Source organism: Microbacterium sp. BH-3-3-3 (assembly GCF_001792815.1).
Taxonomy (GTDB): Bacteria; Actinomycetota; Actinomycetes; order Actinomycetales; family Microbacteriaceae; genus Microbacterium.
In genome coordinates, this window is sequence record NZ_CP017674.1 from 1055310 (window position 1) to 1069873 (window position 14564).

Below are 14564 nucleotides of genomic sequence, written 5' to 3' on the forward strand. Positions count from 1 at the left end.
CGGTGAGCGGGGGGACGACGCAGCGGCCGGGCGCCGCGGCCTCGTCTCCCTCGCCGGAGGGGAGCCCCGATGCGCGGGACTCCCCTCCACCCGCACGACGTGACCGCCGACGCCCGCGCTGGCGGCTCTCGATCGTCTCGCTGCTTCTGGCGGTGGGGGCGCTGGCGGGCGTCTGCCTGCTGATGTACCCCACCGTCGCCGGCTGGTTCGCCCAGTACGCCCAATCGCAGATCATCGACGGCTACTCGGATCAGATCCGCGACCTCGGCGCCGATACGCTCGCCGACCGACTCGACGCGGCACGGGAGTACAACACGCGGCTCGTCGACGGCGGCGCCGAGATCGCAGCGAACGAGCGGCTCCCGCTGGCGAACTCCGCCGATCAGCAGACCGATTACGCCGAGCAACTTCGCTCCGATCAATCGGGGCTCATGGCACGGGTGAAGATCCCCTCGATCGACGTCGACCTCCCCGTGTACCACGGCACCAGCGAGCAGGTCCTCTACGAGGGCGTGGGGCACCTCGAGGGCACCGCTCTGCCGGTGGGCGGCGAGACCACCCATTCGGTGCTCACCGCGCATCGCGGGCTCGCCACCGCGGAACTGTTCACGCACTTGGATCGGGTAGCCGTCGACGACACCGTCACGATCGAGGTGTTCGGCGAGGTGCTGGTGTACCGCGTCGTGCAGACCCTCGTGGTCGAACCCGAAGACACCGAGTCGCTGGTCCCCGTGGTGGGGCGCGATCTCGTCACCCTCGTGACGTGCACCCCGCTGGGCGTGAACAGCCACCGCATCCTCGTCACGGGCGAACGTGTCATCCCGACCCCGCAGGGCGCTCTCGACGGCGTAGGAACCCGCCCCGAGATCCCCACGTTCCCGTGGTGGATCCTCGTGCTCGCGGGGTCCGTGCTCGCCGCCACCGCGTACGTGTGGGGGGCCGGTCGTCCCCCGCGGGCGCCTCGGAACGGGCCCGGGAACGACGACGGGCGCACGCCGGCATCGACGCGCGCCCGAGGTCGCGTCAGGCCTGGAAGCCCTCCGAGATGATCTCGATGAGCTCTTCGCGCTCCTCCACCGGCAGGAATGCGCCGGCGGCGGCGTTGAGCTGGAACGCCTCGAGGTCACCCAGGTCGTAGTCGAACGCCTGGGCCAGCAGCCCCAGCTCACGGGTGAGCGTCGTCGCGCTCATGAGGCGGTTGTCGACATTCACCGTCACCGAGAAGTCGAGCTGGTACAGCAGGTCGAACGGGTGGGCGTCCATCGTGTCGCCCCAGGCCGTCACGGCGCCGCTCTGCAGGTTCGAGGTCGGCGACAGTTCGAGCGTGATCTCGCGGTCGCGCACCCAGCGCGCCAGGTCGCCGAAGGTGACCTGCACCTCTTCGCCCTCGCGCGAGACGACGTCGAGGTCGTTGGCGATGCGCACACCGTGGCCGAGGCGCAGGGCGCGTCCGTCGATGAGTGCGGAACGAATGGATGCCAGACCCGCCCCCTCACCGGCGTGCACCGTGGTGGGGAAGAACTGCTCAGCCAGATAGTCGAACGCCTCGCGGTGACGCGACGGCAGGAACCCGTCTTCGGGACCGGCGATGTCGAAGCCGACGACACCACGACCGCGCCACGAGACGGCGAGTTCGGCGATGTCTCGGGAGTTGTCGTTGTGGCGCAGCGCCGTGAGCAGCTGACCCACGCGGATGTCCTGTCCGCGGGCGTCGGCGGCGTCTTCCCCCGCTTCGATGCCCTCCTGCACCGCATCCACGACGTCGTCGAGGCTGAGACCGCGGGTGAGGTGCTGTTCCGGCGCCCACCGCACCTCGCCGTAGACGACGCCGTCGGCGGCGAGATCCTCGACGAACTCCTTCGCGGTGCGCACGAGACCCTCGCGGGTCTGCATCACCCCGACCGTCGCCGAGAACTTCTCGAGGTAGTCCTCGAGCGATCCGCCGTCGATGTGGTCCGAGAACCAGGCCTCGAGGCCCTTCGCGTCGTCGGCGGGGAGGTCGAGGTCGATCTCATCGGCCAGCTCGAGGACGGTCTGCGGGCGCAGTCCCCCGTCGAGGTGATCGTGCAGCGACACCTTGGGCAGGCTCTGCACCTTCACACCCTCGATGCGGACGTCGTCGGTGGCCATGGTGCTGCTCCTTCGGTCGGATGCCATCACGCGGTGATGCGCTCGCGCACGAGCGGGGATGCTGCAGGCGCCGTGTCGCCGATCTCCCACGCTCCATCGACCGAGGCGAGTGCCCGCTCGAAACGGGCCCCGTCGTCGGCCGAAAGGGTGAACAGGGGCTGACCGGCGGTGATCGGCTGGCCGACGGCGACGTGCAGGTCGATGCCCGCGGCGTGCACGACCGCGTCTTCGGCACGGGCGCGACCGGCGCCCAGGCGCCAGGCGCCGATTCCGAACGGCAACGCCTCGATGCGCGTGACGATGCCCGAGCGGTCGGCGACGACCGTGTGGGTCTCGCGCGGCGTGGGCAGGGCGGCATCCGGATCGCCGTCCTGCGCGCGGATCATGCGCTTCCAGACGTCCATCGCGCGGCCGTCGTTCAACGCCGCCTCGACGTCGGCGTCGGGCTGACCGGCGAGCGTCAGCATCTCGCGGGCGAGCGAGACCGTGAGCTCCACGACGTCGGCGGGGCCGCCGCCGGCGAGCACCTCGACCGATTCGCGCACTTCGTTGGCGTTGCCGATGGCGAGGCCGAGCGGGGTGTTCATGTCGGTGAGGAGCGCGGTGGTGTTGACGCCGGAATCGGTGCCCAGGGCCACCATGGTGCGGGCCAGCTCGCGTGCGCGGTCGATGTCCTGCATGAAGGCGCCGGAGCCGAACTTCACGTCGAGCACGAGCGAGTCGGTGCCCTCGGCGATCTTCTTCGACATGATGCTCGACGCGATCAGCGGGATCGCCTCAACCGTTCCGGTGACGTCGCGGAGGGCGTAGAGCTTCTTGTCGGCCGGGGCGAGCCCGGTGCCCGCGGCGCAGATGACCGCGCCGACGTCGGCGAGCTGCGCCATGATCTCGTCGTTCGACAGCGCTGCGCGCCAGCCGGGGATCGACTCGAGCTTGTCGAGCGTGCCGCCGGTGTGTCCGAGGCCGCGACCCGAGAGCTGCGGCACGGCGACGCCGAACGCGGCCACGAGGGGCGCCAGCGGAAGCGTGATCTTGTCGCCGACCCCGCCCGTGGAGTGCTTGTCGACCGTCGGCTTGCCGAGCGATGAGAAGTCCATGCGCTCGCCCGAGGCGATCATGGCATCGGTCATCACGCGGATCTCGTCGCGTTCCATCCCCCGCAGCAGCACGGCCATGGCGAACGAGGCCATCTGCGCGTCGGAGACGTAGCCCTTGGTGTAGTGCTCAATGAGCCAGCGCAACGCGGACTCCGAGATCGCGCCGCCGTCGCGCTTGGTGCGGATGACTTCGACCGCGTCGTGCGGGTGAACGGTGGTCATCGTGCCGCCTCCTCGAGCTCGCGGGGTCCGAAGGCGTCGGGCAGCACTTCGTCGATCGTGCGGATGCCGCTGACGGTCTCGAGCAGCATCCCGGGGATGGCGTGCTCGAACAGCAGCTGGCGGCAGCGACCGCACGGCATGAGCGTGCGGCCCTCGCCGTCGACGCACACGAATGCGACGAGCTGGCCGCCACCGCTCATGTGCAGTTCGGAGACGAGCCCGCACTCGGCGCACAGCGTCACCCCGTACGAGGCGTTCTCGACGTTGCATCCCGAGACGATGCGGCCGTCGGCGACGAGCGCCGCGGCGCCCACCTTGAAGCGGGAGTAGGGCGCGTAGGCGCGGTGCATGGCGTCGGTCGCGGCGGAGCGCAACTCATCCCAGTCGATGTCGGTCATCGTGGAGTGCAGGGTCCTCTCGTGAAGGCGAAGTGGGCGGGTTCAGCCCTTGATATATGGTTTGCCGGCGGCCGCGGGGCCGCGGACCTTGCCGACGAGACCGGCGACCGCGAAGATGGTCACGACGTACGGCAGCATCAGCATGAACTCGCTCGGCACGGGCGACCCGATGACGCCGAGGGTGTTCTGCAGGTTCGAGGCGAAGCCGAACAGCAGGGCCGCCAGCGTCGCTCGGATCGGGTCCCACTGGCCGAAGATGACCGCCGCCAGAGCGATGTAACCGGCACCGGCCGTCATCTCTTTGTTGAAGGCTCCGACCGAACCGAGCGTGAAGAACGCGCCACCGACGCCCGCGATCGCGCCGCCCAGCGCCACGTTCCAGAAGCGGGTCTTGGCGATGTTGATGCCCACCGTGTCGGCGGCTTGCGGGTGCTCGCCGACCGCGCGCAGACGCAGACCCCAGCGCGTGTGGAACAGGCCCACGTACACCAGCGCCACCGTGACGTACATCAGATACACGATGATCGTCTGGTTGAACAGCATGGGCCCGAGGAGGGGGATGTCGGCGAGGAACGGGATCGGCAGGCGCGGGAAGCGCGGCGGCGCGTTCAACGTCGCCGCGTTCGGGGCGAGCAGCTGAGAGAAGAGGAAGCTCGTGAGCCCCACCACGAGCACGTTCAAGACGACACCGACGATCACCTGGTCGACGAAGTACTTGATCGCGAACGCCGCGAGCACGAACGACACGAGCACGCCCGAGACGCCGGCCGCGAGCAGCCCGATGAACGGGTTTCCGGTCGCGGTGGCGACGATCGCCGAGGTGAACGCGCCCGCGAGGAGCTGGCCCTCGATCGCGATGTTCACCACGCCCACGCGCTCGCTCAGGACACCGGCCATCGCCCCGAAGATCAGCGGGACCGACAGGCTGAGGCCACCGGCGAGCAGGCCCGTCAACGGGATCACCGAGGTGGTGGCTCCGGCGGCGGCCCAGGTGAGGAAGCCGACCATGAAGACCAGCGCGAAGATGACGGCCAGCCACAGCGGCGGCCGGCGGTGCGCGCGCACCAGCAGGACGCTGGCGACGGTGACGAGCGCGAGCAGGACGGTGCAGACGGCGCCGGTGACGACCCCTCCGAGCACCACCTCGGGCAGTTGCAGGAACTCCCCCGGGCTCGAGATGCGGAACACCGCGTCGCCGTCCTGGCGGGCGACGACGAAGAGCACCGCGGCGAGCACGGTGATGACGCCGTAGACGATCGGCGCCTTCCAGCTGATGACGACGGCCGTGTCGAGCGCCTCCGGCTGCGGTGACACCCCGTGGTGCTGTGCGGTGGTGCTCACTTGACCGCCTCCTTCTTCTTGGCGGCGCGGGTCTTCGACGCGCGCGCACCGGGCGCGGGCAGACGGAAGATGGCGCGCACGAGCGGGGGTGCGGCGATGAACAGCACGATGAGGGACTGCACGACGAGCACGATGTCGATCGGCACACCGTTCGCGGCCTGCATGGCGAAGCCGCCGGCCTTGAACGCGCCGAACAGGATGCCGGCGACGAGCACGCCGACCGGAGTGGATCGGCCCAGCAGGGCCACCGTGATGGCGTCGAACCCGATGCCGGCGTCGATGCCGCTGGAGAAGCCCGTCGTCACGGTGCCGAGCACCTGGTCCACGCCGGCGAGGCCGATGAGGCCGCCGGAGATCAGCATCGCGACCACGTACATCGACTTGACGTTGATGCCGGCCACGCGCGCGGCGTTCGGGTTGAGCCCGACCGCGCGGAAACGGAAGCCCAGCGACGAGCGCTCGAGGATCCACCACACCAGGACGACGGCGGCGAGGGAGAGGAGGAACCCGAAGTGCAGGTTGTACGCGGGGCCGAAGAGGTCGGGGAAGACCGCGGTCTCTTTCATCGCCGGCGTGGTGGGGTTACTGGATCCCGGGGCCTGCAGCAGGCCGGGGGTGCGCAGCAGGTAGTAGACGAGGTAGAACGCGACGTAGTTGAGCATGATCGTGACGATCACCTCGTGCGCTCCGGTGCGGGCTTTCAGGAGCCCCGCGATTCCCGCCCACAGGGCACCCGCCACGACGCCCGCGACGAGCGCGACGAGCGCGTGCAGGCCCCAGGGGAGGTCGAAGGCGAACGCGACATAGCCGCCGGCCGCCGCGGCGACGAGCATCTGTCCCCGACCACCGATGTTGAACATGCCGACGCGGAACGCGAGCGCGACGCCGAGGCCCGCGGCGATGAGCGGCGTCGCGAAGGTCAGGGTCTCGGTCAGAGGACGGATCCCGGTCGCGAACTCGGGGCGACGGAAGTTGTAGATCGCGCCCTGGAAGAACGACGCGTAGGCACCCGACACGGACTGCCAGATCGCGACGAGGGTGTCGCCCGGTCGCGCGAAGAAGTAGACCGCGGATGCCTGGACGTTCTCGTCGGTCGCCGCGATCATCACCGCTCCCACGAGGAGGGCGAGGATGACGGCGAGGACCGAGATGATGGCGTTGCCGGTGGCGACCTCGCGCAACGCGCGGCGCCAACGGTTCTCCTCGGTGGCGGGCTCGGGGGCGACGACGCGTGCGCCGGCGGCCGGGTCGACCTCGGCGGCGCCCTCGAGGGCAGCACCGGCGGAGGTCTGATCGGCGACCTCGGCGGCGCGGTCCGCGCGCGTGGCACTCGGGTCGTGCGGGCTATGCGGATCGCTCACGCCGCGACTCCTTCGTTCTGGGGTGTTTCGCCGGCCATCATCAGGCCCAGCACGTCGCGGGTGGTGTCGCCGGGTACGATGCCGACCACGCGGCCGCGGTACATGACCATGATCCGATCAGCGAGCGCGGTCACCTCGTCGAGCTCGGTGGAGACGACGATCACCGGCACGCCCGTGTCGCGCGTCTCGATGATGCGCTTGTGGATGAACTCGATCGAGCCCACGTCGACACCGCGGGTGGGCTGTGCCGCCACGAACAGTCGCAGCTCGCGGCTGAGCTCGCGGGCGAGGACGACCTTCTGCTGGTTTCCGCCGGACAGCTTTCCGACGGGCGTCTCGATCGAGGGCGTGCGCACATCGAACTCCGCCACCTTCTCGCGGGCGAAGCCCGCCAGCGTCGACAGCTGCAGCGCTCCCCCCTTGACGAAGGGGGCTCCGTCGGCACGATCGAGCATGAGGTTCTCGGCGATCGAGAACTCGCCCACGAGGCCGTCTTCTTTGCGGTCCTCGGGGACGAAGCCGACACCGGCATCGAGCACCGCGCGGACGGTCGAACCGGCGAGGTCTTTGCCGTCGAGCGTGATGGAGCCTTCGACCCGATCCTGCAGCCCGACGAGTGCCTCGGTGAGCTCGGTCTGGCCGTTGCCCTGCACGCCCGCGATGGCGAGGACCTCGCCGCGGCGCACCTCGAAGCTCACGTCGTTGACGACGACCTGTCCGATCGCGTCGACCACGGTCAGGCCCTTCACCGACAGCCCGACCTCGCCGAGGGTGGGCGCGTCCTTCTGCACGGTGAGCTCGACCGCGCGGCCGACCATGAGCGAGGCGAGTTCGGCGTTGGAGGCGGTGGGTTCGGCCTCGCCGACCACCTTGCCCAGGCGGATGACGGTGATGCGATCCGCGACCTCGCGGACCTCACGCAGCTTGTGGGTGATGAAGACGATCGAGGTGCCCGCGGCCTTGAGCTGCCGCATGATCGACATGAGTTCGTCGGTCTCCTGCGGCGTGAGCACGGCGGTGGGCTCATCGAACACGAGCACCTTCGCGTCGCGCGAGAGCGCCTTGACGATCTCGACGCGCTGCTGCACGCCGACCGGCAGGTCGTCGACGAGAGCATCGGGATCGACGTCGAACCCGAAGCGGTCGGAGATCTCCTTCACCTTGGCGCGCGCGGCCGCGATGTCGAGGCGACCGCCGGCTTTCGTCGGCTCGTGCCCGAGCATGACGTTCTCGGCCACGGTGAAGACGGGGACGAGCATGAAGTGCTGGTGCACCATGCCGATGCCGGCGCGCATCGCGTCGCCGGGGCCGGAGAAGTGCTGGACGGCGTCGTCGAGCAGGATCTCTCCGCCGTCGGCCTGGTAGAGGCCGTAGAGGACGTTCATCAGGGTGGACTTGCCGGCACCGTTCTCACCGAGCAGGCAGTGGATCTCTCCGGCCTCGACAGTGAGGTCGATGTGGTCGTTCGCCACGAGGGACCCGAAGGTTTTCGTGATCCCGCGGAGTTCGAGCTTCATGTTCCCGATCCTAAGTTCTCGACGCCGCGCGACGCAGGCGTTCGACAGGAGGGCCGCGTCGCGCGCGACCCGAGCAGGGGGCGGCCGTCACTGCGGCCATAAAGGGAGGGGAGGCCGGCATGCGCCGGCCTCCCCGAGACAGTACGTGCTCTCAGCCGGCGAGGTACGACTCGACGGTGATCGAACCGTCGACGATCTGGGCCTTGAGGTCGTCGATCTTGGTCGTGAGGTCGGCGGGGACCCGGTCGGACCAGTCGTGGTAGTCCGCGATGCCCACGCCCTCGTTCTCGAGCGTGCCGACGAACGGAGCCGCGTCGAACGAGCCGTTGCCGGCGGCGACGATGGCGTCCTTCGTACCGACGTCGATGCCCTTGAGGATCGAGGTCAGCAGCAGGTCGCCGACGGTGGGGTCGGTCTCGTACACGTCGGCGTCGACGCCGACCAGGGCGATCTCGCGACCGGCGTCGCGGATGGCGACGGCAGCCGACTGGTAGATCGGGCCGCCGACGGGCAGGAGCACGTCGACGTTCTGGTCGATGATCGCCTGCGCGGTCTGGCGAGCGGTGTCGTTCGCCTCGAAGCCACCGGTGAACGAGCCGTCCTGGGCGGCGCGGTCCCAGCCGACGACGCGGACGCTGGTGCCGTTGTCGGTGTTGTACTTGTCGACGCCCTGGGCGAAGCCGTCCATGAAGATGCTCACGGTCGGGATGTTGAGGCCACCGAAGGTGCCGACGACGCCGGTCTTCGAGGTGCCCGCCGCGAGGTAACCGGCGAGGTAGGCCGCCTGCGCGGTGTCGAAGATGATGGGCTTGATGTTGGGCGCGTCGGTCTGGCCGTCGAAGTCGCTGTCGACGGTGTCGTCGATCGAGACGTACTGCAGGTCGGGGTTGGCCTTCGCCGACTCGAGCGCCGCGGGGGCGAGGAGGAAGCCGACCGTGACGATCGTGTTGCAGCCCTGGTCGACCAGGTTCTGCAGGTTGGACGCGTAGTCGGTCTCGGCCTGCGACTCGACCTCGATGGGGGTCTTCGAGCCGAGCTCGGTGGCGGCCGCGTCGACGCCCTCTTTACCGAGCTGGTTGAACGACTTGTCGTCGAAGCCGCCGGCGTCCGACACCATGCAGGGCAGGTAGTCGCTGGCGCCGGAACCGGCACCGCCCGACGCGCCGTTGCTCTCGGGCGCTGCGCCGCAACCGGCGAGCAGCACGGCAGCGCCGATCATGGCGAGACCGCTGACGACGGCCTTCTTCGTGGTCTTCACGAATGGTCCTCCAAGACGGATGCCCCCAACGGGTTCGGGGGACGATCCCGTCACGTTACCTACTGTGTCGTCGTGCCCACGCACCGGGAGCCGCCGTGCGCGCCAATGGTTACAAAGACGCAATCTCGCGTCACGCGACCGCCACACGAGCAACGGGGACCGGAACCGGATGCCACGAGCAGTGGCATCCGGTTTCAGAGCACGTCACCGCGGCCCGTGAGCTTGAGGGCGTCGACGACGCCCTTGACCCGCTGCGCGTTCTCGCTGGTGGTGACCAGGAGGGCGTCGGGGGTGTCGACGACGACGATGTCGCGCACGCCGATGAGGCTGATCACGCGCTTGGTCTGCGAGACGACGATGCCGCTCGAAGCGTCGGAGAGCACGCGGGCGTCTTCTCCGAGGATGGCGAGCTCGTTGCGGCCACCGTGCGAGTTCAGCTTGGACAGGCTGGCGAAGTCGCCCACGTCGTCCCAGTCGAAGTGGCCGGGGATCACGGCGAGGCGCCCCTTCTCGGCGGCCGGCTCGGCGACCGAGTAGTCGATGGCGATCTTCTTCAGGCTCGGCCACAGGCGGTCGACCGCGGGACCGCGGCGGTCGCGGTCGTCCCAGGCGTCGGCGAGTTCGATCAACGACGCGTGCAGTTCGGGCTCGTTGACGGCGAGCTCCGCCAGCAGCACGTCGGCGCGGGTGATGAACATGCCGGCGTTCCAGAGGTACGCGCGGTCTTCGAAGTACTGCTTCGCCGTGTCGAGGTCGGGCTTCTCGACGAAGCGCTCCACCATGTAGGCCTCGGGGGCGCCGTCGACGATGAGCTCGCCGGCCTGCTTGATGTAGCCGAAGCCCACCGAGGCCTCGCTGGGCTGGATGCCGATGGTGCAGATGTACCCCTCGCGCGCGACGGCGACGGCCTGGCGCACGGCGAACTCGAACTGCCGGGTCTGGCGGATGACGTGGTCGGCGGCGAACGATCCGATGATGACGTCGGGTTCGCGGCGCACGAGGATCGCGGCGGCGAGGCCGATGGCGGCCGACGAGTCGCGGGGCTCCGACTCGAGGAACACGTTGTGGTCGGGCACGCCCGGGAGCTCCCGCTCGACGGCGGCGCGGTGGGCGCGGCCCGTCACGACGGCGATGCGGTCCTCGCCGGCGAGCGGCGCGAGCCGGTCCCACGTGTCGCGCAACAGCGTCTGCCCCGACCCGGTGAGGTCGTGCAGGAACTTGGGTGCGTCGGCGCGCGAGAGCGGCCAGAGGCGACTGCCGATGCCTCCGGCGGGGATCACGGCGTAGAAGTCTTCGATAGCGGGGTCAGCCATGGCCCCGACCCTAGCGGTCGAGGGCCCGCACCCCCGAGAAGCGGTGCGCAGCGCCACCCGGGTGAGGTGGGCGCAGGTCTCGTCCGGGCGCGCGGCGCAGCACCGGAGATATCTCGACATCGAGAGAGTGTTAGGCGCCCCTAATCCCCGCCGTTCATAGCCCGGACGTAGTATTCAATAGCGCCCGTGTGACGCTCGAGGCCTGTGTCGGCCTCACCTCGTGTTCGATCAGGGAGGACGACCGTGTCAGCACCAGCACGTGCCACGCCGTCAGTGAAAGCGACCACCTCGAAGAGGCCGCGCGGAACGCTGTACCGCGGCCGCGAAGGCATGTGGTCGTGGGTTCTGCACCGCATCACCGGTGTGGCGATCTTCTTTTTCCTGCTCGTGCACATCCTCGACACGGCGCTCATCCGCGTGTCCCCCGAGGCGTACGACGCGGTGATCGGCACGTACAAGAACCCCATCATGGGTCTCGGCGAGGTCGCCCTCGTCGGTGCGATCGCCTACCACGCCTTCAACGGCCTGCGCATCATCCTGGTCGACTTCTGGCCGTGGGCCACGCGCCACCAGCGCCAGCTGTGGTGGGGCGTGCTCGGCCTCTGGGTCGTCACGATGCTCGGCTTCACGCCGCGCCACCTGATCAACGTCTTCAGCGCCGTCACCGGGAGCCACTGATGTCCGTCGCCCAAGAAGCCGCCACGATCCCCGCTCCGCGCACGCCCAGTGTGCGCAAGAAGGGCGCCAACCTCGAGAAGTGGGGCTGGCTCTACATGCGCGCCTCGGGCGTGCTGTTGATCGTCCTGATCTTCGGCCACCTGTTCGTCAACCTCATGACGGGCGACGGCATCCACCAGATCGACTTCGCGTTCGTCGCGGGCAAGCTCGCCTCGCCGTTCTGGCAGTGGTGGGACGTCCTCATGCTGTGGCTGGCCCTCATCCACGGCGCCAACGGCATGCGCACGATCGTCAACGACTACGTCACGCACGCCACGGTCCGCAAGATCCTCGTGTGGTCGCTGTGGCTGTCGGCGGGCTTCCTGATCGTGCTCGGCACGCTCGTGGTCTTCACCTTCGACCCCTGCCTCGGCGTGACCGAGAGCAGCTCCCTGTGGGACGTGTGCCAGGCGGCGTGAGCCGACGGCATCCCTTCTTTCGACCGACAGCAGAGGTATTGCACACGTGAGCACTCAGACCACCGCGGACTCCACCGTCAAAGACGGTGTCCACTACCACCAGTTCGACGTCATCATCGTCGGCGCCGGCGGCGCAGGCATGCGCGCGGCGATCGAGGCCGGCCCCGGTGCGAAGACCGCGGTCATCTCGAAGCTCTACCCCACCCGCTCCCACACGGGCGCAGCGCAGGGCGGCATGGCCGCAGCGCTGGCGAACGTCGAAGAGGACTCCTGGGAGTGGCACACCTTCGACACCATCAAGGGCGGCGACTACCTGGTCGACCAGGATGCCGCGGAGATCCTCGCCAAAGAGGCCATCGACGCCGTCATCGACCTCGAGAACATGGGCCTGCCGTTCAACCGCACGCCCGAGGGCAAGATCGACCAGCGGCGCTTTGGCGGTCACACCGCCGACCACGGCAAGACGCCCGTGCGCCGCGCCTGCTACGCCGCCGACCGCACCGGCCACATGATCCTTCAGACGCTGTTCCAGAACTGCGTCAAGCTCGGCATCAACTTCTTCAACGAGTTCTACGTGCTCGACCTGATCACGGTCAAGGACGCGGCGGGCGCGACCCAGGTCGCCGGCGTCGTCGCGTACGACCTGGCCACCGGCGAGCTGCACGTCTTCCAGTCCAAGGCCGTCGTCTTCGCCACCGGCGGTTTCGGCAAGATCTTCAAGACCACGTCCAACGCGCACACCCTCACCGGTGACGGCGTCGGCATCGTGTGGCGCAAGGGCCTGCCGCTCGAGGACATGGAGTTCTTCCAGTTCCACCCGACCGGCCTCGCCGGTCTCGGCATCCTGCTCACCGAGGGCGCCCGTGGCGAGGGAGCGATCCTGCGCAACGCCAGCGGTGAGCGCTTCATGGAGCGCTACGCCCCGACCATCAAGGACCTCGCGCCCCGTGACATCGTCGCGCGCTGCATGGTGCAGGAGGTCTCGGAGGGCCGCGGCGCCGGTCCCCACCGCGACTACGTGCTGCTGGACTGCACCCACCTGGGTGCCGAGGTGCTCGAGACCAAGCTCCCCGACATCACCGAGTTCGCCCGCACGTACCTGGGCGTCGACCCGGTCGTCGAGCCGGTCCCCGTCATGCCGACCGCGCACTACGCGATGGGCGGCATCCCGACCAACATCAAGGCCGAGGTGCTCGCCGACAACGACACCGTCGTGCCCGGCCTCTACGCCGCCGGCGAGTGCGCCTGCGTCTCGGTGCACGGCTCGAACCGCCTCGGCACCAACTCGCTGCTCGACATCAACGTGTTCGGCAAGCGCGCCGGACGCAACGCGGTCGAGTACGTCAAAACGGCCGACTTCGTGCCCCTGCCCGAAGACCCCGCCGCCGAGGTGCGCGGACTCATCGAGGGGCTCCGCAACAACAGCGGGACCGAGCGCATCGCCGTCCTGCGCAAGACGCTGCAGGACGAGATGGATAAGGGCGCGCAGGTGTTCCGCACCCACGACTCGCTCTCGAAGGTGCTCGACGTGATCGCCGACCTGCGCGAGCGCTACAAGAACATCCACGTCGACGACAAGGGCAAGCGCTTCAACACCGACCTGCTCGAAGCGGTTGAGCTGGGCTTCCTGCTCGACCTCGCCGAGGTCGTCGTCTACTCGGCGCAGAACCGCGAAGAGAGCCGTGGCGGTCACATGCGCGACGACTTCCCCACGCGCGACGACGAGAAGTACATGCAGCACACCATGGCGTACCTGTCGGGCGACCCCCACTCGTCGCACCCGGCCGATCACATCGAGCTGGGCTGGAAGCCCGTGGTGTTCACCAAGAACGAGGCGGGCGAGTTGCGTTACCCGCCGCTTGAGAGGAAGTACTGAGATGGCATCCACCGTCATCGAGAGCGTCGACACCTCCGACAAGGTCGAGCAGACCCCGGAGGACACCGGGATCCAGTCGTTCCTCGTCACCTTCAACATCCGTCGCTTCGACCCCGAGGTCGACGACGAGCCGCGTTGGGTCGACTACGACGTGGAGCTCTACTCCACCGACCGCGTGCTCGACGCGCTGCACAAGATCAAGTGGGAGACCGACGGCTCGCTGTCGTTCCGCCGCTCCTGCGCGCACGGCATCTGCGGATCGGATGCCATGCGCATCAACGGCCGCAACCGCCTGGCCTGCAAGACGCTGATCAAGGATCTTGACATCTCGCAGCCCATCTACGTCGAGGCGATCAAGGGCCTGCCCCTCGAGAAGGACCTCATCGTCGACATGGAGCCGTTCTTCGCCTCCTACCGCGAGGTGCAGCCCTTCCTGATCTCGAGCTCGAAGCCCGAGGCCGGCAAAGAGCGCGTGCAGTCGATCGTCGACCGCGAGGTCTTCGACGACACCACCAAGTGCATCCTGTGCGCCGCGTGCACCTCGTCGTGCCCCGTGTTCTGGACCGACGGGCAGTACTTCGGCCCCGCCGCGATCGTCAACGCGCACCGCTTCATCTTCGACTCGCGCGACGACGCCGGCGACGTGCGTCTCGACATCCTGAACGACAAAGAGGGCGTGTGGCGTTGCCGCACCACCTTCAACTGCACCGAGGCGTGCCCCCGCGGCATCGAGGTCACCAAGGCCATCGCCGAGGTCAAGCAGGCCGTCCTCCGCGGCGGTCGCTGACCCCTCCCCCTCGAACGGCGGGTGCGCTTCGGCGCCCCGCCGTTCGGCGTTCGTCCCCGGCGCCCAGCGTCGACGGAGGTGGCCGTCACGGGCGTGCGTCCCCGCGCGCGGCGACGCCACGGCATCCA

Annotated in this window: 13 protein-coding genes; 5 read left to right on the forward strand and 8 right to left on the reverse strand. The window is 68.9% G+C overall.

What is annotated here, in order from left to right; all coding sequences use genetic code 11:
- Positions 1-2: 2 nt before the first annotated feature.
- Positions 3-1049 carry a class C sortase gene (locus BJP65_RS04895; RefSeq protein WP_156784814.1) on the forward strand — a complete coding sequence of 349 codons (1047 nt, stop codon included), beginning with the start codon at positions 3-5 and terminating at the stop codon, positions 1047-1049.
- Here BJP65_RS04895 and BJP65_RS04900 read toward each other — a convergent pair.
- From BJP65_RS04900 to BJP65_RS04935, 8 genes are all read right to left on the reverse strand, one after another.
- Positions 1024-2130 (reverse strand): adenosine deaminase, encoded by a 1107-nt coding sequence (locus BJP65_RS04900; protein WP_070408404.1) that lies wholly within the window; start codon positions 2128-2130, stop codon positions 1024-1026. The two genes, BJP65_RS04895 and BJP65_RS04900, sit on opposite strands and share 26 nt — an antisense overlap.
- 26 nt (positions 2131-2156) lie before the next feature.
- On the reverse strand, positions 2157-3449 hold the full coding sequence (locus tag BJP65_RS04905) for a thymidine phosphorylase (protein ID WP_070408405.1): 1293 nt from the start codon (positions 3447-3449) through the stop codon (positions 2157-2159).
- Entirely contained in the window at positions 3446-3847 is a 402-nt protein-coding gene (locus BJP65_RS04910) for a cytidine deaminase (protein WP_055834370.1), read from the reverse strand. Before BJP65_RS04910 ends, BJP65_RS04905 begins: the two co-directional genes overlap by 4 nt.
- A gap of 42 nt (positions 3848-3889) precedes the next feature.
- Entirely contained in the window at positions 3890-5188 is a 1299-nt protein-coding gene (locus tag BJP65_RS04915) for an ABC transporter permease (RefSeq protein ID WP_083285708.1), read from the reverse strand.
- Complete coding sequence (locus BJP65_RS04920) at positions 5185-6549, reverse strand: ABC transporter permease (protein WP_181015987.1); 1365 nt, start codon at positions 6547-6549, stop codon at positions 5185-5187. The genes BJP65_RS04915 and BJP65_RS04920 overlap by 4 nt, the downstream gene beginning before the upstream one ends.
- Positions 6546-8066 (reverse strand): ABC transporter ATP-binding protein, encoded by a 1521-nt coding sequence (locus BJP65_RS04925; RefSeq protein WP_055834367.1) that lies wholly within the window; start codon positions 8064-8066, stop codon positions 6546-6548. Before BJP65_RS04925 ends, BJP65_RS04920 begins: the two co-directional genes overlap by 4 nt.
- A 151-nt stretch (positions 8067-8217) precedes the next feature.
- Positions 8218-9285, reverse strand: coding sequence for a BMP family protein (locus tag BJP65_RS04930; RefSeq protein WP_055835885.1), 1068 nt, complete (start codon positions 9283-9285; stop codon positions 8218-8220).
- A 233-nt stretch (positions 9286-9518) separates the two neighbouring features.
- Complete coding sequence (locus BJP65_RS04935) at positions 9519-10637, reverse strand: mannose-1-phosphate guanylyltransferase (RefSeq protein ID WP_055834364.1); 1119 nt, start codon at positions 10635-10637, stop codon at positions 9519-9521.
- A gap of 243 nt (positions 10638-10880) precedes the next feature.
- Here BJP65_RS04935 and sdhC point away from each other — a divergent pair, with 243 nt between their 5' ends.
- The 4 genes from sdhC to BJP65_RS04955 are packed head-to-tail and all read left to right on the forward strand — an operon-like array spanning position 10881 to position 14436.
- Positions 10881-11315 (forward strand): succinate dehydrogenase, cytochrome b556 subunit, encoded by a 435-nt coding sequence (gene sdhC, locus BJP65_RS04940; protein ID WP_082509292.1) that lies wholly within the window; start codon positions 10881-10883, stop codon positions 11313-11315.
- Positions 11315-11773, forward strand: coding sequence for a succinate dehydrogenase hydrophobic membrane anchor subunit (locus BJP65_RS04945; protein WP_055834361.1), 459 nt, complete (start codon positions 11315-11317; stop codon positions 11771-11773). Before sdhC ends, BJP65_RS04945 begins: the two co-directional genes overlap by 1 nt.
- A 46-nt stretch (positions 11774-11819) precedes the next feature.
- Positions 11820-13649: a succinate dehydrogenase flavoprotein subunit gene (gene sdhA, locus BJP65_RS04950; RefSeq protein ID WP_055834358.1), complete on the forward strand. Its 1830-nt coding sequence runs from the start codon at positions 11820-11822 to the stop codon at positions 13647-13649.
- A 1-nt stretch (position 13650) separates the two neighbouring features.
- Positions 13651-14436: a succinate dehydrogenase iron-sulfur subunit gene (locus tag BJP65_RS04955; protein ID WP_055834355.1), complete on the forward strand. Its 786-nt coding sequence runs from the start codon at positions 13651-13653 to the stop codon at positions 14434-14436.
- Positions 14437-14564: the final 128 nt, after the last annotated feature.